The sequence below is a fragment of the Streptomyces sp. NPDC028419 genome, assembly GCF_055565515.1.
In genome coordinates, this window is record NZ_JBVHUE010000027.1 from 103,003 (window position 1) to 127,475 (window position 24,473).

A 24,473-nucleotide genomic window follows, 5' to 3' on the forward strand; every position below is an offset into this window, starting at 1 on the left:
CCTAGCCGAGTTGGGACATGAGGTGTTTCACGAGGGTGATGAGGGCCTGCGCCGAGGAGTTCTCGTCCCGTACGTCGCACTCCACGACGGGGGTCTCGGCGGTGAGGTTGAGGGCCTCGCGCACCTCGTCGAGCGGGTAGTGCGTGGTGCCCGCGAAGTGGTTCACGGCGATGGCGTAGGTCAGGCCGAAGCGCTCGACGAGGTCCAGGACCGGGAAGGACTCGTGCAGCCGCTCCGGGTCGACCAGGACCAGCGCGCCCAGCGCCCCCCGGGAGAGCTCCTCCCACATCTCCTTGAAACGCTCCTGGCCGGGCGTTCCGAAGAGGTAGAGCACCAGGGTGTCGCTCAGCGTGAGCCGGCCGAAGTCCATCGCGACGGTCGTGGTCGTCTTGTCGGGGGTGCCCGACAGGTCGTCGAAGCCCACGCTGGCCTCGGTGATCTCCTCCTCGGTCCGCAGCGGCTCGATCTCGGAGAGACTGCCGATGCAGGTGGTCTTGCCGACCCCGAAGTGCCCCACTATGAGGATCTTCACCGCGTGGGAGACATCTGGATCCAGGTACACGCGTTACGCTCCGAATCGATTCTTCAGGCCCTCGAGCACAGCGCTGACCAGTTCCCTGTCAACCCGTTCGGCGCGCGGTATCGGTGTCCTGGCGAGAATGAGACTGTCCTCCTCCAACTGCGCCAGCAGGATGCGGACGACGCCCAGGGGAAGGTGGGTGTGGCCCGCCACCTCGGCCACGGACAGGAAGCCGTTCGCGACCAGGTCCATGACCTGACCCGCTTCCGGGGAGAGCGTGCGCGCGGAGACCGGCGCGTGCTGCGCCGCGGCGGCCGTCACGAGCGTGGTGTGCTCGTACTCGTGGTCCGGCGGCAGCGCCCGTCCGTTCGTGATCACGAAGAGGGGGACTAACGGGGACGTCAGCTCCAACTCCTCGTCCTGCTCGGGCCCGTCAGGCATGGCCTGTCCCCTTCTCCGATGTCGCCGCCGCGGTCAGTCGGGGAACCACCTCGTGCAGCCGCGTGGCGAACTTCTCGATGTCGCAGTCGTGTTCGGCGGCGGCGGCCAGGAAGGCGTCGGGGCCGGCGGCCATGAGGAAGATCCAGCCGTGTTGGAACTCGATGACCGTCTGGCGCCACCGCGCGTCCTCGGCGTCCCCCGCGAACTGGGAGGTGACCCGGCTGTAGGCGTGGATGCCCGTCATCGCCGCGGAGATCGTGTCCGCGAGGTCGCGGCTCACCCCGGCCGTCGCCCCGCGGGGGAGCCCGTCCGAGCCCAGCAGCACCGCGTGGCGGGCGCCCTCGACCTCGGACACCACCTGGTCGAGCTCACCGAGGACGAATCCGGGGTGGGCGGCGTCCTGCTGCCGACCGGCGCCCCTGCGCCCGCCCGCGGCCTGCTCGGCGCTCACCCGGGGCGGCGAGGTGAGGTTGGTGCCCAGTCGGGCGACGAGCCGGTGCATGCGGAAGGAGATCTGCTGCATGTCCACGTCGGGCGCGGCCGCGGCGGCCAGGTACGAGCCCTGCCCCGCCCCGATCAGGAAGCTCCAGCCGTGCGAGAACTCGATGATGGTCTGGCTCCACTGCCGGTCCTCCTCCGGCCCGGCGAAGTGGGCCGCGGCCCGGCTGAGCGACTGCATCCCGGCCATGGCGGCGGAGATGGTGCGCACGTCCGACTCGGCCAGCCCCTCCGTCGCGCCGCGCGGAAGGCCGTCCGCGGACAGCAGGACGGCGTGCCGGGCCCGGGGCACGTTGTGCACGATGTCCTGGAGCATCCACGAAAGGTCTGCGGTCATGCCTCTTCGGGCCCTTCGAACGAGGTGACGTCAAGGTTGCGACCGGAGAGCGTGCCGCGCTGGAAGGCCCCCAGACCGCGCCCGGAGGGGCGGCCCGACTCCTGCGGGGTCCGCGCCGGCGGCAGCGGCGCCTCGCCGGGATCGGGCACGCTCGCGATGGGCGCCTGGCGCGCGCCGCGCTTGGGCAGACCGTGCATCGTGCGCGAGGGCGCGACCTGCGGCCGGCTCTCGGGGGCGCGCCGGATGTTGCTGACCGGGGCCTCGGGGGCGGCCGGTATCTCCTCCATGGTCCACAGCTCCTCGGGCAGGAGGACGACGGCCCTGACGCCGCCGTACCGGGAGACACCGGTGACGTCCACCCTGAAGCCGTGCTGACGCGCGATCAGGCCGATGACCGGGAAACCGAACTTGGGCTGCGTGCCGAGCTGCGACAGCCGGGGCGCGACCTCGCCGGAGAGCAGCGCGGTCGCCCGCTGCCGGTCCTCGTCGTTCATGCTCACACCGGCGTCGTCGATGACGATGCACAGGTTGTTCTGGACGCGCTGGAACGTCACTTCGATCGGAGCGTCGTGCTGCGAGAAGCTCGCGGCGTTGTCGAGCAGCTCCGCCACGGCGAGGGCGACGGGCGCGACCGCGGACGCCTTCAGGGCGAGACCGGTCTGCTGCATGATGGCGACCCGGTGGAAGTTGCGGATCTGGCTCTGGGCGCTGCGCACCACGTCGTAGACGCTGGCGGGTCTGCTGCGCCGGCCGAGCGGCGCGCCGCACATGACGGCGATGCCCTGGGCCTTGCGCGCCATCTGGGCGTTGGCGTGGTTGACGTCCAGCAGGTCGCTGAGGACGGCGTGCCCGCCGTACGTGCGCTGGATGCCGTCCAGGAGCGTCGTCTGCTCGGCCGCGAGGCTCTGCAGGAGGCTGGCGGCGCCCTTGAGGACGGCCTTGGTGTTCTCCTCCGCCGCTTCCTTGGCCTCGCGGAGCGTGGCCTCCTGCCCGCTGCGGAACCGCTGCAGCTCGGCGCGCGACGCGTGCAGGTGGCCGTCGGCGGCGAGCAGTTGCTGCCGCAGCTCGGCCTCCGCCTGCTCCTTCTTCGCCTCCAGCGCCCTGTTGCGGGCGACGAGTGCCGCGACCGCGACCACGGCTATCGCCGCCACCGCAACCAAGCACCACACAAGTGCGTCTCGATTCATGGAAACCTTTCCCGGCGCATGGCGTGCGGACGGCTGCAGGCGCACCTCGACGAGAGGCCCCGCAACGCAGCTGATCGGCACCGTCCACCTGCTGTTACGCAGAGAAGACAGCGCCGATCGCAAATCTGCATCTGCGTCAAAGTAGATCAAGATCACAGATGCCGGGATGCTATCACCCGGATCTTCGGCCCCTCGACGCCCCGCAGGGCGCTACAAACGCCCAGCTCAGCGGTGGCGGGAGTGGGCTGACACGACCCGCGGACCCGGCTTCCGGCCTCCGCGGACCACCCTCGGCGTCGATCTGTTAAGCAGTTCTTCACGCGAGGAGTGACAATCTCTCACATCTATCTGAGGCTCCGTCAACCGCGTCGATGACGCCCTCCATCGGCGGGCGCCGCCGCTCAGTTAGGGGGTCCGCTGCCACTTAATGGCCGGATCTCGACGCGTGGAGCAGCCGGCGCGACGACGACCGCGGCCGCCGGCTCCCCGCTCCCCCGTCACCCTCCGTGTCCGCACCCCCGGCCGAAGTCGCCGTCGCGGCGACGCGGTGCCCGGGGGTGCCCGGCGGCCCCGCGACGCGCATCGCCCCCGGCCGCCGCCCCGACTCCGCACGAGGCGACGGAGGTCCCCGGTGCGACGTTCGCACGAGCTAAGTCGATCAACCCCGCGGGTGCCCGCGGTGCCTGCCATGACCGCACTGCTGTGGAAGCGCACGTGCGTCGCGGCGGCGGTCGCGCTGTTGGGCGTCAGTGGCGGATACGGACACGCCCGGTGACGGAGTCGTCCCGCACGGGCAGCGGGTCGGTCGCGGCCGCCGCGGCCATTGACCACATGTCCAGGTGGGGCGTGACGGCCCGGGCGGACACTGCAAAGTGGTGAAGGGGTGTCAGTGGCCTGGTGAGTGGAGCCAGGATGATCCTGGCTCCACTGGGCCTGGTCGTCAGGCGCGGGACCAGCGCTGGTTGGTGGCGCCCGAGCAGGAGTAGAGCTGGATCAGGGTGCCGTTGGCGGTGCCGGGGCCGGCGGCGTCCAGGCAGAGGCCGGACTGGACTCCGGTGATGGATCCGTCGGAGTTGAGGCGCCACTTCTGGTTGTCGCCGCCCCAACAGCCGTAGATCTGGACCTTGGCGCCGTTGCCGGTGCCGGCGGCGTCCAGGCACTTGTCGCCGTAGACCCTGAGCTCGCCCGCGGTGGTGTAGGACCACTGCTGGTTGGCGCGGTTGTTGCAGTCCCACAGGGTGAGTTGGGTGCCGTCGGAGGTGCTGGCACCGGGCACGTCCAGGCAGCGGCCCGAACCGACGCCCTTGACCGGTCCGGCGCCGGGCGTGGGGGTCGGAGTGGGGTCGGAGGAACCGGCGTTGAGCGCGCTCAGCACGGAGGTGTAGGCGGGCTTCTTGTTGCCGTTGCCGTCGAACAGCAGCGGCGATTGCTCCGACCGCCAGGAGTCGGTGTCGCGCACGCCCCAGACGGTGATGCCGAGGCAGCGCGTGACGGCCAGGCAGTCGTTGGTCACGTTGGCGTAGGTCGTGGGCGAGGCGCCCTGGATGTCGAGTTCCGTGACGGCCACGTCGACGCCGAGCGCGGCGAAGTTCTGCAGGGTGGTGCGGAAGTTGCTGTTGTACGGGCTGTCGTTGTTGAAGTGGGACTGGAAGCCGACGCAGTCGATCGGCACTCCGCGCTGCTTGAAGTCCCGGACCATGGCGTACATGGCCTGGGTCTTGGCCCAGGTCCAGTTCTCGACGTTGTAGTCGTTGTAGCAGAGCTTGGCGGCCGGGTCGGCGGCGCGCGCGGTGCGGAAGGCGACCTCGATCCAGTCGTTGCCGGTGCGCTGCAGGTTGGAGTCGCGCCGGGCCCCCGAACTGCCGTCGGCGAAGGCCTCGTTCACGACGTCCCACTGGGCGATCTTGCCCTTGTAGTGGGCCATCACGCCGTTGATGTGGTTGGTCATCGCCTGGCGCAACGGGCCGCCGCTGAGGTTCTGCATCCAGCCGGGTTGCTGCGCGTACCAGGCCAGGGTGTGGCCGCGCACCCGCTTGCCGTTCTGCACGGCCCAGTTGTAGACGCGGTCACCGGCGGCGAAGTTGAACTGGCCCTGCTGGGGCTCGGTGGCGTCGATCTTCATCTCGTTCTCGGGCGTCACCATGTTGAACTCGCGGCCCGCGATCGTCGTGTACGCCGCGTCGCCCAGCCTGCCCGAGGCGATGGCCGTGCCGAAGTAGCGGCCGCTCTGCGCCGCCGCGCCGCCGGGCGTGCTCTCGGCGGCGTGTGAGGCCTGCGGAGCCGCCAGCAGGGCGGTCGAAGCGAGGAGGCCGGCGACCAGCGCCGTACGGAGAACACCGATCTTCCGGCGGAGGGGCGGTGGGGATATGGAATGCGAGTCCATGAAAGGGCCTCCAGGACAGAATTCGCGGAAGGGTTGGAGCGAGGCGGGGTGAATGCGCGTGAATGACGCCCCTGTCCATGGGAAAAGGGCGTGCACCGTCGTGGCGTAGAGATCCGACACCGGCACTCGGCGCCCGGAAACAGGCGGGTATATCGCCTCGACCTTCAGTCTGGAAACACCGCCGAAACATGTCAAGAGTTTCGAAAGGGTTTCGAGAATCTGTCCTTCCGTATAGCCCGATATTCGCTATTCATAGAGCGATCCCCATCGAAAGTATTTCGATGAGGATCGCTCGGTCGTACGGAACGGATGTTTTCCCAGTTCTCAATAGCCGTAGATCATCTTGTAGGCGACCTCCGGCAGGAACTGTCCGGCCGCGGAGCCGGCCCCGACGCCGCAGTTGCCGTCGGACTCGCCGGGGATCTTGATCCACAGCAGCATCTCGGCCCCGCCGCCGCGCTGGGTGGGAGTGCCGATCCGGCGACCGGCGGGGTTGCACCACTGACCGTTGGAACCGTTGCCGTTGCGGCTGGTGTCGACGACGAACGGCTTGGTGTAGCCGTAGGAGGCCAGGGCGGAGTTGACCGCGTTGCCGTAGGCGGTGTTCTGGTCGGTGGTGAAGTAGTTGGAGACGTTCAGCGCGAAGCCGCGCGCCGCGCCGACCCCGGCGGCGGCGAGCTGCTGCGCCATGGTCGAGGCGCCGATCCAGCCGGAGTTCCCGGCGTCGAGGTACACCCACGTATGGGGCGCCTTGGCGTTGAACTGGGCGATCGCGTTCTTCAGCATGGCGTTGCGCTCGGCGATCTGGGCGGCCGTCATGCAGCTCTCGTGGCCGAGCGCGTCGGGTTCGAGGACGACGACGGCCGGGCGACTGCCGATGCCGCTGGCGAAGGCGGCGATCCAGGCGTCGTACGCGGCGCGGCTCCCGGCGCCGCCGCCGGACTGACCGGCGCAGATGTCCCGGTTGGGGATGTTGTACGCGACCAGGACCGGCAGCTTGTCGAGGGAGTCCGCGCGGCCGACGTAGGCGCCGGTGGCCGAGCCGATGTCGCCGCTCCAGTTGCCGAACCAACGGGCGGCCGGGGTGTTGGCGATGGAGGTCCGGATCGCCGCCGCCCGCCCGTCGCCGGGGTTCGCGTTGGTCCACCGCAGGGCGGAGTTGTCGGGGTCGGCGTAGAAGCCGCTGGTCATGGTGGTCGGGTCGGCGGCGTAGGCCGGGCCGGCGTTGATCAGGGCGAGACCTGCGGTGAGGGCACCGGCCAGCAGGGCGGATGCGGCGCGGACGAATGTGCGCATGGTTCTTCCTCCGGTGGGGGGTGGGGAAGGGGAGACGGGGTCAGATGAAGCGCCACAGGTGGTCGGCGGTGCCGTTGTCGTCCAGGAGGACGGCCTGGGCGCCCTGGGCGGTGGAGGCGCCCTGGACGCCGAGGACGCGGCCGCTGGTGGTGCACTGGATCCGGAAGGTGTCGCCGCCGCCGTGGCGCAAGCGCCACCGGTGGTCGGCCGCGCCGTTGTCCGTCCACTGGACGATCCGGGAGCCGCCCGCGCCGCCGCCGTTCTCGACCGCGAGGACCTTGCCGCTGTGGGAGTTGCGCAGGCGCAGCCGGCCGCCGGTGTCGACGAGGGCCGTCCAGAGGTGGTCGGCGGTGCCGTTGTCGTCCCACTGGACGGCGAGGCCGCCGTCGGCGGTGGACATGTCCCGCACGCCCAGGACCCGCCCGCTGGCGACGTTCTGGATGCGCCGGGCGCCGGTGGGGACGAACTGCCACTGGCTGGAGGCGGCGCCGGTGTCGGGGACCTGTACGGCCGCGGCGCCGTTGGCGGTGGAGCCGTCCGCGATGCCGAGCAGCTTGCCGGAGTGGACGTTGCGCACGGTGTGGTAGCCGTTGCCCGCGTCGACGAGGGTCCACTGGTGGTCGGCGGTGCCGGTGTCGGACCACTGGAGGACCGTGGCGCCGTCGGCGGTCGACATGTCCTTCACGCCGAGGACCTTGGCGCTGTGGAGGTTGCGCAGCCGCAGTGCGGCGCCGTCGACGAGGAGGAGCCAGTCGTGGTCGGCGGTGCCGGAGTCGGTCCACTGCAGGGCGGTGCCGCCGTCGGCGGTGGACATGTCCCGGATGCCGAGGACGAGTCCGCTGGCCGCGTTGACGAGACGGAAGCCGGGACGGTCCGTCCGCCAGTAGACGGTGTAGTTGAACCCCTGGGCGTCGTGGAACGGGGCCAGTTCGACCGTCGTTCCGTCGGCGGTGGCCCTGAAGGCGAGGGCGGTGGCGCTGGTCCGGGTGATCGAGGAGGGATCCAGGGTCGGCGGGGAGGACAGCGTGGTGCTGCCGTAGTTGCCGGCGAGGACGGCGGGGCCGTAGGTGATCGCCGCGATGCCCGGGTCGTCGTTGGCGGCCCGGAGGCTCACGCGCATGGGGAGCTTCACGGTGACGGTGTCGTCGGCGGCCCAGGCCCGGGTGAGGGTGGCGTAGGTGCCCGGGGTGGCCGTGACGGTCTGGGCGACGCCGTTGACGCTGACGGTGGCGCCCGAGGTCCACGCGGGGATGCGGACGCGCATCGACCAGGTCCCGCCGACGCTGCCGGTGACCTTGAGCGTCGTGGTGTCGTCGGCCGGATAGGAGGTGGTCTGGGTGACCGTGATGCCCCGCTGGGTCCACCTCAGGACGGAGGGGAGGAACAGGTTCACGGTGAGGGTGGTGCCGTCGTGGAAGTAGACGGAGTCCATCAGCTTGGTGTGGGACTCGATGCCCGTTCCCTGGCAGCACCAGAACGTGCCGTAGTCGGTGCTCCAGGTGCCGCCGCCCCACGCCGGGCCCGCGCCTCGGCGGCCGCCCGGGTTGAGCGGGGTGAAGTAGGTGACGTGCCCGTGCGGGTCGGCCGGGTTCTGGGCGCCGAGGACGTGGTTCAGCAGCGTCTTCTCGTAGAAGTCGAAGTACGACGCGCGGTCGGGGTCCAGCTGCCACAACTCCCGTGTCAGCTTGAGCATGTTGTAGGAGTTGCAGAGCTCGCAGGTGTCGCGGGCGAGGAAGCCGGCGATCGCGTTCGGGGCCCGGAAGTGCTCCGCCTGGCTGTTGCCGCCGATGGCGTAGGTGTGCGAAGTGGTGCAGATGGTCCATGCGTTGGCGGCGATGTCGCGGTAGCGGGTGGTGCCGGTGGCCCGGTACTCGCGAACGGCGCCGATCCATTTCGGTACCTGCGTGTTGGCGTGCAGGCCGTCGAGCCGGTCCAGGTTGGCCGCGAGGGGGTCGAAGACCGCCGCGTGGTCGAACCGCTGGGCGGCGGTCAGCCAGCGGGCGTCGCCGGTCCGCAGGTGGATGTCGGCCAGCACCTCGTTCATCCCGCCGAACTCGACGCCCATCAGCGACTGCATCGCCTCGCGGCTGAGCGCGGCGGTGCGTCGGTCGACCCAGCCGGCGAGCGCGAGGAGGACGTCGCGGGCCTGTGTGCTGCCGGTCAGGCGCCACACGTCGAGCAGCCCGGCGAGGGTCTTGTGGACGCAGTAGTACGGGACGTTGCCGTTGTTCAGCGTCCCCGCTTCGAGCCGGGCGAAGTCGCTCTCGGGAAAGCCCGAGAGGTAGCCGGCGGAGAACCCCGCGGTGGAGTTGTTGGCCTGGCACTTGGCGAGTTCGGCCACCATGCGGTCCGCCTTGTCGCGGCAGGTGGTGTCGCCGAGCGCGGCGTAGGCCTGGGCCCACGCCGTGAGGAAGTGGCCCTGCACGTGGGTCCGGAAGGGGAACGCCGGGTCGTCCCAACCGCCGGTCGGGGCAGCGGCGTTGGTGGAGAGCCGATGGTTCGCGCGGAAGTTGTAGAGCAGCCGGTCGACGTCGACGAAGCGGAGGTAGGCCAGGGTGCGGTTCTGGTTGTCGAGCCACCGGCTGCTGGTGAGTTGGACCTGACCCAGCTCGAACGGTTGCGTCGAGGTGCCGACGTCGGACCCGACCGGGTGCGTGTCCGCCGCGGCGGAGCCGGTGTCGAGCACGGGGCCGACAGCCGTGGCCACGGCCGCGACGCCGGTCGCCTTGATCACGGCGCGGCGGCTTAAGGGCGGAACCGGCATGGGGGAACTCCAGGGTCCGTGGGGGGTGGGGGCGCCGCGCGCGAGGGCTGTCGGGCTGCGGCCGGCGGCTGCGGGGTCAGGGCGGCGGGCGCCCGCCGCGCACCCGAGTGTTAACGCTCACAATTGACGTGTCAATACTTTCGACGGGCGCTGCCGACACGGCGTCAGGCCCTGCCCGGCGGCCCCTGTGGGCCCGGGTAGGCGATGTCGAAGCACGTGAAGTGGGCCTGGTGGGTGGAGGGTCGGCCGTTGGAGGTGGCGTAGAGGCCGAGCTGGACGCTGGTGAACAAGGGGGTGAGGAAGGTGGCTTCGACGGTGGCCAGGTCCTGCCAGGCTCCGCCGGGTGCCGCGTGGGCGAAGGTGTGGTGGAAGCCGCGGATGCGGACCCCCAGGCGCAGCGGGCCCGGCGGGACGGGAACGCCGGCCAGGACCTCGGCCCCGCGGCTGAGGCTGATTCCTTCCGCGGTGCGCAGGAGGAGGAGATGGGTGTCGTCGTCGAGGACGACGGCGAGGCCCGCCTGTTCGTCCGGTGCGGTGGGGGTGAAGTGCAGTTCGGTGGAGACGTCGCAGTCGGGCTGTTCCTGGGGGCGGACCAGGAGTGACGGGGTGGTGCGTTCGCCGAGGCGTTCGGGGCGGAGCCGCAGGCGGAGCCCGTCGCCGACGGTCCAGAACGGCTCCGGCGGTGTGCGCAGGCTGCTCCAGTCCGCGCCGAGCGTCGCGAAGTCGTCGTGGACGGGGCGACGGAGGTCGGTGTGGCCGACGGGGGAGAAGACCGGCCAGCCCGCGTCCCAGGTGATCCGGCTGAGGAAGGTCTCGCGGCCGAGGGCGGAGCCGGGGCGGACGCCCAGGAGGACGGCCCGCCAGTCGCCGTTCGGGGTGCGGACCAGGTCGGCGTGCCCGGTGCAGGTGACCGGACCCTTGGCGGGCGGTAGGACCGGATTGCCGGGGGCGCCGTGGTAGGGGCCGCTCACGCGGTCGGCGCGGGCGGCCACCACGCTGTGGTCCACATCGGTGCCGCCCTCGGCGGTGACCAGGAGGTAGCCGCCGCCGGTCCTGTAGAGGTGCGGGGCCTCCGACCAGCGGGCGCCGGGGTGGCTCCCCGACCACAGGACGTGCTCGGGTCCGCTCAGCCGTCGTTCCCGGGGAAGGTATTCGCGCATCCAGATCTCGGTGCGGCCCGCGGCTTCGTCCACGACCCGCGCGGCCGTGAACCAGGCCCGGCCGTCGCCGTGCCCGTCGCCGCGGAGCCCGTCCCCAGGCCCGTCCCCATCCCCACCCCCGTCCCCCTCCCCGTCGTCCGGCCCGTCGTCGAAGAACAGCGACGGGTCGAAGCCCTCGCCCTCCAACCAGTGGGGCTCGGACCACGGCCCCGCCGGGTCGGTCGCGGTGACGACGAAATGACCCGGGCCGTCCATCAGCGTGCAGACGAGGTGGAAGACCCCGTCATGGTGCCGGATCGTCGGAGCGAACAGACCCCGGGAGGGCTCGCACCCGTCGAGGTCGAGTTGGGACGCCCGGTCGAGCGCGGAGCCGATGCGCCGCCAGTTCACGAGGTCGCGGCTGTGGAACACCGGAAGGCCCGGGAACCATTCGAAGCTGGACGTCACCAGGTAGTAGTCCGCTCCCACCCGGCAGACGGAGGGGTCGGGCCGGAACCCGGGCAGTACGGGATCACCGAAGACGGGATCGTCGAACGACGTGTTCATGAGGCCGGGACGATCTCGACCGGCACCGACAGCACCCGGTCGGCCGCCGCCGGGTGACGTACGGGGCCTTCCAGCGTGAAGGAGCCCTGGAGCGGAAGATCGCCGCTGGACCGTCCGACGGACACGCCGATCTCCCCGGGCTCAACTCTTCTGCGCAGGTCGAGCCCGGTGAAGGAGGTCCGGTCGGCATGGACCGAGAAGGTGATCCGGGAGGCCGCGCCCGGCCGCAGCTCGACCCTGGCGAAGCCGGCCAGCCACCGCTGCGGCCGGACGACGGACGCCACGGGGTCGGAGAGGTACAGCTGGACCACTTCGGTCCCGGCCACCTCGCCGACGTTGCGTACGGTGACCGAGACGGCGACGGCCCCGTCCGTCGCGGCGACGGGGTCCACGGAGAGCTCCGAGAAGGCGAAGCGGGTCCAGCTCAGCCCGTGGCCGAAGGGGAACAGCGGGGTCGGGTCCACCGAGCTCCAGTCGGTGCGCCCGCCGAGCCTGGCGTGCAGGTAGGTGCCGGGCTGGCCGCCGACCTGGCGGGGGATGGAGACGGGCAGCCGCCCGGACGGTTCCGCGGCGCCGCTGATGATCCGGGCCAGCGCCGTCCCGCCCTCCTCGCCGGGGAAGAACGCCTGCACCACGGCCGAGGCGCGCTCGGCCAGCGAGCCGAGCGCGTAGGGCCGTCCGGAGACGAGGACCAGCACGGTCGGCGCCTCGGAGTCCAGAACGGCGCGGGCGAGTGCGGCCTGGTCGCCGGGCAGGTCGAGGGTCTCGGCGTCGCAGCCCTCTCCGGAGGTGCCCCGGCCGAACATGCCGGCCCGGTCCCCGAGCACGAGCAGGTTCACGTCCGGATCGTCCGCGGTGACCGTGAACCCGGCGGCGGTGAGCGCCTCGCCCAGCGTCGGGATCTCCAGCCCGAGGTCGCCGGGCAGCGCCACGTGGTTGGGGAAGGAGTAGCAGCCGAGGAAGGCCTGGGGGTCGTCGGCGTACGGCCCGCTGATCGCGACCCGGCACGGCCGCAGCGGCAGGATGCCGTCGTTGGCGAGCAGTACGGTGGACCGCTCGGCCAGGAGCCTGGCCAGTGCCCGGTTCTCCGGCGGATCGAGGTCGACCGGCTCGGGCGTGACCGGCTCCCAGTCGGGGTCGAGCAGGCCGAGCTCGGCCTTCTGGAGCAGGACCCGTTCCGCGGCGCGGTCGATGAGCTCCTCGGGAACGCTGCCCGCCCGCACGAGTTCGGTCAGCGGCTCGCCGTAGCACCGGGCCGTGGGCAGCTCGACGTCGATTCCGGCGGTCAGCGCCAGCGCGCCGGCCGCGCCCCGCGATCCGGTGACACCGTGCCGGGTCTCCAGGAAGGAGACGGCGTAGTAGTCGGCGACGACCACACCGCCGAACCCCAGCTCGCCCCTGAGCAGTTCGGTCAGCAGCCGTTCGTCGGCGGCCACCGGTACCCCGTCCACATCGGTGTAGCTGTTCATCACCGACCGGGCGCCCCCCTCGCGCAGTGCCCGGACGAAGGGCTCGACCAGTACGTCGGCGAACTCGCGCGGTCCCGAGGCGACGGGGGCCATGTTCCGGCCGCCGCGCGAGGCCGAGTACCCGGCGAAGTGCTTGAGCGTCGCCACGACCCCGGCTCCCTCCAAGCCCTGTACGTAGGCGGTGCCGATCGCTCCGACGAGATAGGGGTCCTCGCCGATGCACTCCTCGGTCCTGCCCCACCGGTAGTCGCGGACCACGTCGAGCACCGGAGCCAGCCCCTGGTGGACGCCGACCCGGCGCATCCCCGCGCCGATGGCGGCGGCCATCCGGCGCACGAGTCCGGGATCGAAGGAGGCGCCCCAGCCCAGTGGCCCGGGGAAGACCGTCGCTCCGAACGTCATGAACCCGGTCAGGCACTCCTCGTGAGCGACCGCCGGTATCCCGAAGCGGCCGGATCCGGTCACCTGACGCTGGAGCGAGGCGAGCCGTTCCATCCCGGCCTCCGCGGTGATCGGCGCGGTGCCGAACACGCGGGTGAGCTGGCCGAGGCCGTGGGCGACGATGTCGTCGAGGCCGGGCGCGGACTCGCCGGAGTCGTCCTCCATCGGCGCGACGGGGGCGCCCGGATCCGAGGGCAGCGCCCAGAAGCCGGCGAGCTGACCCGCCTTCTCCTCCAGCGTCATCCGTTTCAGCAGATCGGCGACGCGCTCGGACGCGGGAACGAGGGGGTCGCGCCAGGGCTCGGTCAAGGAGTGCTCCTCGTGGCGGGGCGGGGCGGGGCGGTGGAGAGCCGGACCTTGAGCTCGGTCGAGAGCTCCATCCGGGGGCTGACCAGGGGCTGGCCGTCCAGGAGTTGGAAGAGCGTACGGGCGGCGAGCCGGCCCATCTCCTCCAGCGGTTGACGCACCGTCGTCAGCGGCGGGGACAGCCAGTCGCACATCGGCAGGTCGTCGAAACCGACCACGCTGAGGTCCCCCGGGATGCTCAGCCCGGCCTGCCGGGCGGCTTCGTAGACGCCCATCGCCTGTTGGTCGCTGCCGGCGAAGACGGCGGTCGGCGGCTCGGGGAGGGCGAGCAGTTCCCGGGCGCGCTGGAACCCGCCCTCGTGCTGGAAGTCGCCGAACCGGATCAGGTCACGGTCGACCTCGATCCCGGCCCGCTCCAGCGCGGCGCGGTACCCGTCGATGCGGGCCTGGCTGCAGAGCATCTCCTTGCGCCCGCCGATCGCGGCGATCCGGCGGTGCCCCAGCTCCAGCAGGTGTTCCGTGGCGGCGAGGCCGCCGGCCCAGTTGGTCGCGCCGATGCTCGGCACGCCGTTGCCCGGCAGGTCGATCGGGTCGATGACGACGAGCGCCACCCCGGCCTGTTCGACCTGGGCGCGCTGGGCCTGGGTGACCGAGGCGGTGACGAGGATGACGCCGTCGCTGTGGTGCAGGACCGGCAGCGCGGCCCAACTCGACGGCGTGGCCTCGCCCGGCGGGACGAGCGAGACGACGGTGCCGACGCTCCGCCGGGCGCACTCGGCCTCGACGCCGCGCAGTATCTCCACCGCCCACGCGCTGTCCAGGCCGCCGATGATCAGGTCGACCAGACCGGACCTGCGGGCCCTGGCCTGCGCGCCGGGGTGGAGGTAGTTGTGGGAGCGCAGCAGGCTCTCGATCCTTTCGCGGGTCGCGGGTGCGACGTCGGAGCGGCCGTTGACCACCTTGGACACGGTGGCCTGGGAGACCCCCGCCTCGGCGGCGATGACCGCGAGGGTCGGGCGCTGCTCGCTCAACTTCACTCCTCCGTGCTGACACCTCGGGTTGCGACAGGTATCGCAAACTTTCGAAGAGTTTCCGATCGTCGCGACCTGGTTGTCAAGCGACAAGAGAGCTGCGATCAAAGGGAATTCGGTGAGAACGCTTGACCGGAGGGCTGCATGTTCCTAGTTTGTGGCAGCACGAATTCAAGAATGTTACGAAACATTTTCGACGTCCCCACCGGCATTCCCCACCCCGGAGGTCCCATGGCCAGCACACCCCCGAGTCGACGGCGCTTCCTCGCGCTCTCGGGTCTGAGCGCCCTGTCCGTCTCGCTCACCGCGGCCTGCGGGGGCGGGGGTTCCGGCTCGGGGGCGGCGGCCGACGGCAAGGTGACCTTCGCGTGGTGGAACATCGCCACGACGGAGCCGGGCAAGTCCCTGTTCCCGCAGATCTCCTCGGCGTTCACGACCGCCCACCCGAACATCGCCATCAAGACGACCTCGTTGGAGAACGAGGCGTTCAAGTCCAAGCTGACGGCCACCACTTCATCGGGCAAACTCCCCGACGTCTTCCAGACCTGGGGCGGCGGCGTGCTGCGGCAGCAGGTCGACGCGGGGCTGGTCGAGGACCTCACCGAGGCGTTCGGCTGGTCGTCCGACCTCACCCCGGTCTCGCTGCAGGCCTACCAGTTCGAGGGGCGCACCTACGGAGTGCCCTACGACGTCGGCATGGTCGGCTTCTGGTACAACAAGAAGCTCTTCGCCCAGGCCGGGATCACCGCTCCGCCGGCCACCTGGGCCGAGTTCCTCGAAGACGTCAAGAAGCTCAAGGCCGCGGGCGTCACGCCGATCGCCCTCGCGGGCAAGGAGAAATGGCCCGGCCACTACTACTGGGCCTACCTCGCGATGCGCGTCGCGGGCCTCCCCGCGCTGCAGCGGGCCGCGACCACCAAGGACTTCACCGGCGCCGGCTTCGTCCGGGCGGGCGCCCACCTCAAGGAACTGGTCGACCTCCAGCCCTTCCAGACGGGCTTCCTCGGCGCCGGCTACTCCACCCCCGGCGGCCAGGCCGCGACCATGGGCAACGGCAAGGCCGCCATGGAGCTGATGGGACAGTGGGCGCCGTCGGTGCAGAAGGACGCGGGCGCGGACCTCGGAGCGGACCTGGGCTTCTTCCCCTTCCCCACGGTCGACGGCGGCGTCGGCAAGGCCACCGAGGTGTTCGGCGGAGGCAGCGCCTTCGCGCTGCGCAAGGGCGCCCCGAAGGAGGCGCTGGACTTCCTGAAGTTCTTCGTCCTGGAGAACGAGGCCAAGCTGCTGGCCTCCAACGGCTACCTGCCCGTGGTCAAGGGCGCGGAGAGCCAGCTCACGGAGCCCAACAGAAAGGTGGTCGCCGACAGTCTGATCAAGGCGACGGGGTTCCAGCTCTTCCTCGACCAGGCCTACCCGCCGGCGGTCGGCCAGGAGGTCAACGACAGCGTCGCCGACCTCATCGCGGGCAAGAAGACGCCCGAGCAGGTCACCACATCGATCACGGAGGCTGCGAAGGGTGCCTAGCTCCGTGTCCGTCCTGCTCGAGGAGCCGACGAAGGACGCCGTCCCGGCGCGCCCGCCCGCCCCGGCACGCTCGCTCCTGCGCGGGCTCGGAAGCTGGGCGTCGGTCGCCTGGTTCCTCGTCCCGGCCCTGGTCCTCTTCCTCGTCTTCGTCCTCGCCCCGATCGTCGTCGCCGTCTACACCGGCTTCTTCAAGTGGGGCGGGGTCGGCCCCCTGGACGACTTCATCGGCTTCGAGAACTACGCCAGGATCTTCCGCGATCAGGTCTTCCTCGGCGATCTGGGGCGCGGGCTGTACCTGATCGCCCTGTCGCTCACGGTGCAGTTGCCCTTCGCGCTGTGCACCGCGGTCCTGCTCAACCAGCGGCTGCGCGGCCGCGCCGTCTACCGGATGCTGTTCTTCGCCCCGTACATCCTGTCCGAGGTGGTCACGGCGGTCCTCTTCACGATGATCTTCCTTCCCGGTGCGGGCATGGCCGACCACCTCGCCGCCGCCCTCGGCCTGGAGGAGCTCCGGGGCACGTGGCTCGCCGATCCCTCGACGGTCATGCCGACCCTGTTCGTGGTCATGACCTGGAAGTACTTCGGCTTCCACATGATGCTCTTCCTCGCCGGACTGCAGGGCATCCCGAGCGAGATCCTGGAGGCCGCCTCCATCGACGGCGCGGGCGCGTGGCGGCGCTTTCGGCACGTGACGCTGCCGCTGCTCGGCCCGACGGTCCGGATCAGCGCCTTCCTCTCGGTCATCGGGGCCATCCAACTCTTCGACCTGGTCTGGGTCATGACCGCGGGCGGGCCCAACCACTCCTCCGAGACGATGGCGATCTCGATGTTCCAGTACGGGTTCAAGCGCTACCAGGTCGGCTACGCCAGTGCGATCAGCGTGGTGCTGTTCATGATCAGCCTGGTCTTCTCCCTCTTCTACCAGCGGTACGTGCTCCGCCGCGACCTGAGCGGGGCCGTGACCTCGGGAGGTGGCCGATGAACGCCCGCCGGGCGGCGCGCGGCCTGTCGCTGCACGCCGTGGTCTGGCTGATCGCCGGGTTCGTCGTCGTGCCGCTCCTCTACGCCGTGGTGTCCGGCTTCAAGAGCACCGGCGAGCTGACGACCAACCCGTTCGGGCTGCCGCACCACTGGAAGACCGGCAACTACACCGGCATCCTCGGCGACGGGACCTTCTGGCGGCAGATCGCCAACAGCGCGGGCATCGCGATCGGTACGGCATGCTGCACGGTGGCGGTCTCCGCGATGGCGGCGTTCGTGCTGGCCCGCTACGCCTTCCGGGGCAGGGAGCTGTTCTACACCCTGTTCACGATCGGGCTCATGTTCCCCTTCGCGGTGGCCGTCCTGCCGTTGTTCCTGCTGCTGCGCACCTTCGGCCTGCTCGACAACCCGCTCGGTGTGATCCTCCCGCAGGCGGCCTTCGGGCTCCCCATGACGATCATCATCCTGCGCGGCTTCTTCCGGACGATCCCGGCGGAGGTCGAGGAGGCGGCCGTCATGGACGGCTGCGGCAAGTTCCGCTTCTTCTGGAAGATCCTGCTGCCGATGGCGCGACCGGCGCTCGGCACGGTCTCGGTGCTGTCGATCGTCGCGAGCTGGAACAACTTCTTCCTGCCGCTGCTGGTGTTCAACGACCCGAAATGGCAGACGATCCCGGTCGGCGTCCAGCAGTTCCAGGGCCAGTACTCGACCGACTACGCGCTCGTCCTCGCCTACATCGTGCTCGCCATGGTCCCCGCCCTCGCCTTCTACGCCGTCGCCGAGCGTCAGTTGATCGGCGGCCTCACGGCGGGCGCCACCAAGGGCTGACCCGTCCCGCGCGACCTCCACCCCCGAGGAGACGTTGTGAAACGCCTGATCGCCCTCGCACTCCCTGTTTTGTTAGCGCTAACAACGCAGGCGGTGGCCGCCCCCGCCCCCGCCCCCGCGCGGAGCGGCATCGACTTCCGCGCCGCGCTCCAGCCCATCGACGGGTTCGGCTTCTCGATGGCCTTCCAGCGGGCCGACCTGCTGCACGGCGCGCGCGGCCTCGGTCCGGCCAAGCAGCGCGAGGTGCTCGACCTGCTGCTCAGCCAGGACAAGGGCGCGGGCCTCTCGATCCTGCGCCTGGGCATCGGCTCGTCGACCGACAGGGTCTACGACCACATGCCGACGATCCTGCCGACCGATCCCGGCGGGCCGGACGCCACCCCGAGGTACGTCTGGGACGGCTGGGACGGCGGCCAGGTCTGGCTCGCCAAGGAGGCCAAGGCCTACGGCGTCGAGCGGTTCTACGCCGACGCCTGGAGCGCCCCGGCCTTCATGAAGACCAACGGGAGCGAGAACAACGGCGGCGAGCTGCGGCCCGAATGGCGTCGTGCCTACGCCAACTACCTCGTGCAGTATGCGAAGTTCTACCGCCAGGAAGGCATCGGGATCACCGACCTGGGATTCACCAACGAACCCGACTGGACGGCGACCTACGCCTCGATGCGGTTCACCCCGCAGCAGGCCGTCGACTTCCTCAAGGTGCTCGGGCCGACCGCCCGCGCGTCCGGACTCAAGGCCGGGCTGGTCTGCTGCGACGCCGCCGGCTGGGACCGGCAGGTCGCCTACACCCGGGCCATCGAGGCGGACCCCGCCGCCCGCGAGGCCGTACGGACCGTCACCGGCCACCGCTACAGCGGGCCGACCGCGGTCCCGCAGCCGACCGACAAGCCCGTGTGGATGTCGGAGTGGTCCCCGGACGGCGCCACCTGGAACGAGAACTGGGACGACGGCAGCGGCTACGACGGTCTCGCCGTCGCCGCCGACATCCAGCACACCCTGACCGTCGGCAACGCCAGTGCCTACGTCTACTGGACCGGCGCGTCCCTCGGTGCGACCCGGGGGCTCATCCAGCTCGCCGACCCCGGTGACGACTACCGGGTGTCCAAGCGGTACTGGGCGCTGGCCGCCTTCAGCCGCTTCATCCGGCCCGGCGCCGTCCGCGTGCCGGTCACGGACGCCGACCCGGCCCTGCGGATCACGGCCTTCCGCAACGCCGACGGCAGCCGCGTGATCGAGATCCTCAACACCGCGACCACCGAGAGCTCCACCGACTTCTCCCTTCGCGGCGGGCACGACCGACACCCCGAGGGCTACGTCACCGACGGGACCCGCTCGATCAGCCCGGCCGACATCGTCTCCGCGCACGGCACGACCCTCACGGCGAAGCTCGCCCCGCGCGCGCTGACCACGATCGTCCTCGACTGAATCCGCCCGCACCCCGAGGAGCAGCCCGCCATGCCCCGTCACCTGTCCCGTCACCTGCCCGGTCCCCTGTCCCGGATCCTCACCGCCCTGTCCGCCACCCTCTGCCTCTCGGCAGCTCTCGCCGCGGCGCCCGCGCCCGCGGCCGCCGAGCCCCGGCCCAGGACGCTCGGCGAGCTGGCCGCGAAGCACCACAAGTACTTCGGCTCCGCCACCGACAACCCCGAGTTCACCGACGCCGCCTACCTCGAGCTCCTCGGCAGCGAATTCGGCCAGACCACCCCCGGCAACGCCATGAAGTGGTACGCCACCGAGCCCGAGCGCGGCGTCTTCGACTTCACCGACGCCGACAAGGTCGTCTCGTTCGCCAAGGCCCACCACCAGAAGGTCCGCGGCCACACCCTCGTCTGGCACAACCAGGTGCCCGCCTGGCTCACCGAGGGCACCTGGAGCGCCGACGAGCTGCGCGCCATCCTCAAGAACCACATCCAGACGGAGGTCCGCCACTTCAAGGGCCAGGTGATCCACTGGGACGTCGTCAACGAGGCCTTCAACGAGGACGGCACCTACCGCGAATCGCTCTTCTACAAGACGCTCGGCCCCGGCTACATCGCCGACGCCCTGCGCTGGGCCCACGAGGCCGACCGGCACGCCAAGCTGTACCTCAACGACTACAACGTCGACGGCATCGGCCCCAAGAGCGACGCCTACTACACCCTGATCAAGCGGCTGAAGGCCGACGGGGTCCCGGTGGAGGGCTTCGGCATCCAGGGCCACCTGGCGCTCCAGTACGGCTTCCCCGGCGACGTCCGGCAGAACATGCAGCGCTTCGCCGACCTCGGGCTCGACGTGGCGGTCACCGAACTCGACATCCGGATGGCCCTCCCCGCCACCCCTTCGACGCTGGCCACCCAGGCCACCTGGTACGCCGACTACGTCACGGCCTGCCTGGCGGTCAAGAAGTGCGTCGGCGTCACCATCTGGGACTACACGGACAAGTACTCGTGGATCCCCTCCGTCTTCCCCGGCGAGGTCGCGGCGCTGCCCTACGACGAGAACCTGCTCCCCAAGCCCGCCTACCACTCGATCAGGAAGGTGCTGGGCGGATGATCAGGACGGCGATCGTCGGAACGGGCGGGATCGCGGGCATCTGCCACGTCCCGGCCCTCCGCGCACAGGCGCACCGGGCCCGGATCGTGGCGGCCGTCGACGTGGACGCCGCACGCGTCGGGGCGTTCGCGGCCGAACACGGCATCCCCGCGGTCCACACCGACCTCCACACGATGCTCAAGGAGCAGAGCCCGGACCTCGTGCACCTGTGCACGCCTCCGTTCCTGCACGCCGAACAGGCCGTGGCCTGCCTGGAGTCGGGGGCCTGGGTGTGGTGCGAGAAGCCGGTGGCCCTGTCGCTGGCCGAGCTCGACCGGATCCGCCGCGCCGAAGGACCCGCCCGCGCGGGCGCGGTGTTCCAGCACCGGTACGGCTCGGGGGCCCGGTACCTGCGCCACCAGCTCGCGGCCGGGGCCCTGGGCCGCCCGCTCGTCGCGCAGTGCGTCACGGCCTGGTACCGCGACGACGCCTACTACGACGTGCCCTGGCGCGGCACCTGGGCGAGCGAGGGCGGTGGCCCGACCCTGGGCCACGGCATCCACCAGATGGACCTGATGCTCGCGGTGCTCGGGGAGTGGAGCGAGGTGCGCGCGCTGGCCGGCCGCCTCGCCCGCGACATCCAGACCGAGGACGTGTCCGCGGCCCTGGTCCGCTTCGACAACGGAGCCATCGCGACCGTCGTCAACAGCGTCCTTTCCCCCCGCGAGGAGAGCTACCTGCGCTTCGACCTCACCGACGCCACGGTCGAGCTGCGGCACCTGTACGGCTACTCCAACGCGGACTGGACCGTCACCACGAGGTCGCCGGCCGTGCGGTGGGAGCCGCCGCAGGACGTGCCCAGCTCGCACACCGCCCAGCTCGATGCCTTCCTGGACGACTACGAGGCGGGGATCCGGCCCGACCTCGGCAGGCCCACCATGGAACTGGTCACCGCGCTGTACAAGGCCGCCCTCACCGGCCTGCCGGTCCGGCGGGGAGAGATCGACGCGGCCGACCCCTTCTACGGATCGCTCGCCGGAGGGCGCCCGGGGGTGTTCCGGTGACGTTCGAACTCGTGGAGAACGAGGGCTCGTTGACCGTCCGGGCCCGTGACGTCGACCTCTTCCGGTACGTGCACCGACCGGTCATGGACCCCTTCGAGGCGCCGAAGCCCTATCTGCATCCGGTGCGCACGCTCGCCGGAGACGTGGTCACCGGATACCGGCCGCACGACCACCGCTGGCACAAGGGCATCCAGATCACGGCGTCGTGGGTGTCGGGGCACAACTTCTGGGGCGGCGGCACCTACCTGCGCGGCCACGGCTACGTGGACCTGCCGAACCTCGGCACGATGCGCAGCCTCACCCTGTCCGCCGAAACGGGCCGCGGCCGCGCCGTGATCACCGAAGCCCTGGCCTGGCACACGATGGCGGGGGAGCACTGGATCGACGAGCGCCGCACGCTGACCGCGCACGACGTGGGGGCCGACTTCTGGACCCTGGACGTCACCACCTCGCTGACCAACGTCCGCGACAGCGCTCTCGTGTTCGGTAGCCCCGGCACGCAGGGCAGAGAACTCGCCGGATACACCGGCCTGTTCTGGCGCGGCCCGCGCGACTTCACCGGCGGCGAAGTGATCGGCCCCGCGATGGGCGGGCGCGGCGACCGGCTGGCCTTCATCGGCACGCACGACGAGGTCGACCGCTCCTCCACGCTCCTGTTCCTGGACGATCCCGACACCCCCGGCCACTGGTTCGTCCGCAGCGACCCCATGCCCGCCGTCAACCCGTCCCTGGCCTTCGACGAGGAACTGCCACTGGCCCCCGGCGACACCCTGTCGCGCCGCTACCGGATCGTCGTGGCCGACGGGGCATGGACCGCCGGGCGCCTGTCCCGTCACCTCGCGGAACACCCGTGGTGACCCCGCTCCCCGGGGGCGTGGGGATCTCCGGATTGACCGTCTACGACTGGGAGGCCGCCGACGGACTGTGCGGCGGCACGCCCCACATGCACCTCGTCTGCTCCGAGGCCTATGTCGTCATCGACGGCGCGGGCAGCGTCCAGACCCTCACCACCTCCGGTTTCGAGACGACCCCGCTGCTCCCCGGCGACGTCGTCTGGTTCACCCCCGGCACGGTCCACCGCCTCGTCAACGACGGGGGCCTGCGCCTCGTGGTGCTCATGCAGAACGGCGGCCTCCCCGAGGCGGGCGACGCCGTCTTCACCTTCCCCGCCCCCGTGCTGGCCGATCCGCACGCCTACCGCCGGGCGGCCGGCCTGAGCGGCGACCGTTCCGCGGCGGCCCGCCGCCGCCGCGACCTGGCGCTGGAGGGCTTCCTGGCCCTGCGCGAAGGGGGGCTGGGGGAGTTCCACATCGCGGCCCACCGCCTGAAGCGCGACCTCCTGGACGCCTGGCGGATCCGCTGGCGCGACGGCGCCCTCGCCGCGGCCGTCACGACCGGGCGGCAGCTGGAACGGCTGAAGGCCGGCGACCTCTCCCACCTCGACCACGGCGGCGTGTCACGGCTGGAGCGCCCGGAGCACCCACGCTTCGGCATGTGCGGCCGCCTCCACACCTACCCCGTCCCCGCCCCCTCGACGGGTCCGCCCCGCGGCCCGTCGGGTTCACCCCACCCCCACCCCCCGAAGGAGAAGTTCTGATGCGGTCCCGCCATCCCTCCCGGGTCCACCTGGGACGACGCCTGCTCGCCGTCCTCGCACCCCTGCTGCTCCTGGTCGCCTTCCTCGGCGCGCAACCCGCCGGCGCGGCGCCGGCCGTCGACACCAACGCCTCCTACGTACTGGTCAACCGCAACAGCGCCAAGGCCCTGGACGTCTACAACCTGGCGACCGGCGACGGCGCCCGCATCACCCAGTGGACCAGGAACGACCAGAACCAGCAGCAGTGGCAGTTCGTCGACTCCGGCGGCGGCTACTACCGCCTCAAGTCCCGCCACTCCGGCAAGGTGCTGGACGTCCAGAACGGGTCCACCGCGAACGGCGCCGCGATCGTCCAGTGGGCCGACGCGAACGGCACCAACCAGCAGTGGCGGCTGGCCGACAGCCCGGACGGCTACGTGCGGCTCATCGCGCGCCACAGCAACAAGGCCCTCGAAGTACAGGGCGGCTCCACCGCCGACAACGCGAACATCGTCCAGTACGACGACTGGGGCGGCACCAACCAGCAGTGGCAGCTCGTCAAGGTCGGTGCCGGCACCCCGGGCACGTGCGTCCTTCCGTCGACGTACCGCTGGAGCTCGACGGGCGCGCTGGCGCAGCCCCGCGCCGGGTGGGCCTCGCTCAAGGACTTCACCGTCGTCCCCTACAACGGCAAGCAACTCGTCTACGCCACGACCCACGACACGGGGAACAGCTGGGGCTCGATGAACTTCAGCCCGTTCACCAACTGGTCGGAGATGGGATCGGCCGGCCAGAACGCGATGGCGAACTCCGCCGTCGCGCCCACGCTCTTCTACTTCGCGCCGAAGAACGTCTGGGTGCTCACCTACCAGTGGGGTGCGACCGCCTTCTCCTTCCGGACGTCGAGCGACCCCACCAACCCGAACGGCTGGTCATCACCGCAGGAGCTCTTCTCCGGAAGCATCGGCGGCGGAGCGGCGCCCATCGACCAGACGATCATCGGTGACGACCAGAACATGTACCTCTTCTTCGCCGGTGACAACGGCAAGATCTACCGGGCGAGCATGCCGATCGGGAACTTCCCGGGCAGCTTCGGCTCCTCGTACACGACGGTCATGAGCGACACGGTGAAGAACCTGTTCGAGGCGCCGCAGGTCTACAAGGTCAAGGGCCAGAACCAGTACCTCATGATCGTCGAGGCCCGGGGGGCGAACGAGCAGCGCTTCTTCCGCTCGTTCACGGCCTCCAGCCTGAACGGTTCGTGGACCCCGCAGGCCGCCACCGAGGGCAACCCCTTCGCGGGCAAGGCCAACAGCGGCGCCACCTGGACCAACGACATCAGCCACGGCGAACTGATCCGCACCAGCGCCGATCAGACCATGACCGTCGATCCCTGCAACCTGCAGTTGCTCTACCAGGGACGCAGCCCCAGCTCCGACGGCGTCGACTACGGCCTCCTGCCCTACCGGCCGGCTCTGCTGACCCTGCAGCGCTGACGACGCGACCCGATCCGACGCGGCTCCGGGGGGGGGGGGGGGGGGGGGGGGGGGGGGGGGGGGAACAAGGTTTCCTTGCACGGTGTGTGTTGTTCTGTCCCCCCCTCTACGGAA

At 70.8% G+C, this 24,473-nt stretch carries 19 protein-coding genes; 9 read left to right on the forward strand and 10 right to left on the reverse strand.

The genetic code is table 11. The features are described from left to right. Window position 1 precedes the first annotated feature (1 nt). From ACZ4UB_RS28015 to ACZ4UB_RS28060, 10 genes are all read right to left on the reverse strand, one after another. Window positions 2-562: a GTP-binding protein gene (locus tag ACZ4UB_RS28015; protein ID WP_354383823.1), complete on the reverse strand. Its 561-nt coding sequence runs from the start codon at window positions 560-562 to the stop codon at window positions 2-4. 3 nt (window positions 563-565) lie between these two features. After that, a complete protein-coding gene (locus ACZ4UB_RS28020) occupies window positions 566-961 on the reverse strand; it encodes a DUF742 domain-containing protein (RefSeq protein ID WP_354383824.1) in 396 nt (131 codons plus the stop codon). Next, complete coding sequence (locus tag ACZ4UB_RS28025) at window positions 954-1,796, reverse strand: roadblock/LC7 domain-containing protein (protein ID WP_468074283.1); 843 nt, start codon at window positions 1,794-1,796, stop codon at window positions 954-956. Before ACZ4UB_RS28025 ends, ACZ4UB_RS28020 begins: the two co-directional genes overlap by 8 nt. After that, window positions 1,793-2,983 (reverse strand): ATP-binding protein, encoded by a 1,191-nt coding sequence (locus ACZ4UB_RS28030; RefSeq protein WP_468074285.1) that lies wholly within the window; start codon window positions 2,981-2,983, stop codon window positions 1,793-1,795. Before ACZ4UB_RS28030 ends, ACZ4UB_RS28025 begins: the two co-directional genes overlap by 4 nt. 940 nt (window positions 2,984-3,923) lie before the next feature. Further along, the gene (locus ACZ4UB_RS28035; protein WP_468074287.1) at window positions 3,924-5,366 is read right to left on the reverse strand and encodes an endo-1,4-beta-xylanase; all 1,443 of its coding nucleotides are present in this window, start codon (window positions 5,364-5,366) and stop codon (window positions 3,924-3,926) included. A gap of 324 nt (window positions 5,367-5,690) precedes the next feature. After that, the gene (locus ACZ4UB_RS28040; RefSeq protein WP_468074289.1) at window positions 5,691-6,662 is read right to left on the reverse strand and encodes a glycoside hydrolase family 6 protein; all 972 of its coding nucleotides are present in this window, start codon (window positions 6,660-6,662) and stop codon (window positions 5,691-5,693) included. A 40-nt stretch (window positions 6,663-6,702) separates the two neighbouring features. Beyond that, the gene (locus ACZ4UB_RS28045; protein ID WP_468074291.1) at window positions 6,703-9,426 is read right to left on the reverse strand and encodes a beta-L-arabinofuranosidase domain-containing protein; all 2,724 of its coding nucleotides are present in this window, start codon (window positions 9,424-9,426) and stop codon (window positions 6,703-6,705) included. A 164-nt stretch (window positions 9,427-9,590) separates the two neighbouring features. Next, window positions 9,591-11,132: a glycoside hydrolase family 43 protein gene (locus ACZ4UB_RS28050; protein WP_468074293.1), complete on the reverse strand. Its 1,542-nt coding sequence runs from the start codon at window positions 11,130-11,132 to the stop codon at window positions 9,591-9,593. Then, on the reverse strand, window positions 11,129-13,351 hold the full coding sequence (locus tag ACZ4UB_RS28055) for a glycoside hydrolase family 3 N-terminal domain-containing protein (protein WP_468074296.1): 2,223 nt from the start codon (window positions 13,349-13,351) through the stop codon (window positions 11,129-11,131). Before ACZ4UB_RS28055 ends, ACZ4UB_RS28050 begins: the two co-directional genes overlap by 4 nt. Next, window positions 13,348-14,379: a LacI family DNA-binding transcriptional regulator gene (locus tag ACZ4UB_RS28060; RefSeq protein WP_468074298.1), complete on the reverse strand. Its 1,032-nt coding sequence runs from the start codon at window positions 14,377-14,379 to the stop codon at window positions 13,348-13,350. Before ACZ4UB_RS28060 ends, ACZ4UB_RS28055 begins: the two co-directional genes overlap by 4 nt. A 231-nt stretch (window positions 14,380-14,610) precedes the next feature. On the opposite strand from ACZ4UB_RS28060, the gene ACZ4UB_RS28065 reads away from it, so the two are divergent. The 9 genes from ACZ4UB_RS28065 (at window position 14,611) to ACZ4UB_RS28105 (ending at window position 24,359) form a co-directional block, all read left to right on the forward strand. Further along, complete coding sequence (locus ACZ4UB_RS28065; protein WP_468074300.1) at window positions 14,611-15,903, forward strand: extracellular solute-binding protein; 1,293 nt, start codon at window positions 14,611-14,613, stop codon at window positions 15,901-15,903. Window positions 15,904-15,907: 4 nt separating this feature from the next. Then, window positions 15,908-16,885, forward strand: coding sequence for a carbohydrate ABC transporter permease (locus ACZ4UB_RS28070; protein WP_468074302.1), 978 nt, complete (start codon window positions 15,908-15,910; stop codon window positions 16,883-16,885). Beyond that, on the forward strand, window positions 16,882-17,712 hold the full coding sequence (locus ACZ4UB_RS28075) for a carbohydrate ABC transporter permease (protein WP_468074304.1): 831 nt from the start codon (window positions 16,882-16,884) through the stop codon (window positions 17,710-17,712). The genes ACZ4UB_RS28070 and ACZ4UB_RS28075 overlap by 4 nt, the downstream gene beginning before the upstream one ends. A 93-nt stretch (window positions 17,713-17,805) precedes the next feature. Then, window positions 17,806-19,137 (forward strand): glycoside hydrolase family 30 protein, encoded by a 1,332-nt coding sequence (locus tag ACZ4UB_RS28080; RefSeq protein WP_468074306.1) that lies wholly within the window; start codon window positions 17,806-17,808, stop codon window positions 19,135-19,137. Between the two features lie 30 nt (window positions 19,138-19,167). Beyond that, complete coding sequence (locus ACZ4UB_RS28085) at window positions 19,168-20,244, forward strand: glycoside hydrolase family 10 protein (protein ID WP_468074308.1); 1,077 nt, start codon at window positions 19,168-19,170, stop codon at window positions 20,242-20,244. Further along, window positions 20,241-21,287 carry a Gfo/Idh/MocA family protein gene (locus tag ACZ4UB_RS28090; RefSeq protein ID WP_468074310.1) on the forward strand — a complete coding sequence of 349 codons (1,047 nt, stop codon included), beginning with the start codon at window positions 20,241-20,243 and terminating at the stop codon, window positions 21,285-21,287. The genes ACZ4UB_RS28085 and ACZ4UB_RS28090 overlap by 4 nt, the downstream gene beginning before the upstream one ends. Then, window positions 21,284-22,144: a DUF6807 domain-containing protein gene (locus ACZ4UB_RS28095; RefSeq protein ID WP_468074312.1), complete on the forward strand. Its 861-nt coding sequence runs from the start codon at window positions 21,284-21,286 to the stop codon at window positions 22,142-22,144. The genes ACZ4UB_RS28090 and ACZ4UB_RS28095 overlap by 4 nt, the downstream gene beginning before the upstream one ends. After that, window positions 22,096-22,884 carry a cupin domain-containing protein gene (locus ACZ4UB_RS28100; RefSeq protein ID WP_468074314.1) on the forward strand — a complete coding sequence of 263 codons (789 nt, stop codon included), beginning with the start codon at window positions 22,096-22,098 and terminating at the stop codon, window positions 22,882-22,884. The genes ACZ4UB_RS28095 and ACZ4UB_RS28100 overlap by 49 nt, the downstream gene beginning before the upstream one ends. Beyond that, entirely contained in the window at window positions 22,884-24,359 is a 1,476-nt protein-coding gene (locus tag ACZ4UB_RS28105) for a non-reducing end alpha-L-arabinofuranosidase family hydrolase (protein WP_468074316.1), read from the forward strand. Before ACZ4UB_RS28100 ends, ACZ4UB_RS28105 begins: the two co-directional genes overlap by 1 nt. Window positions 24,360-24,473 lie beyond the last annotated feature (114 nt).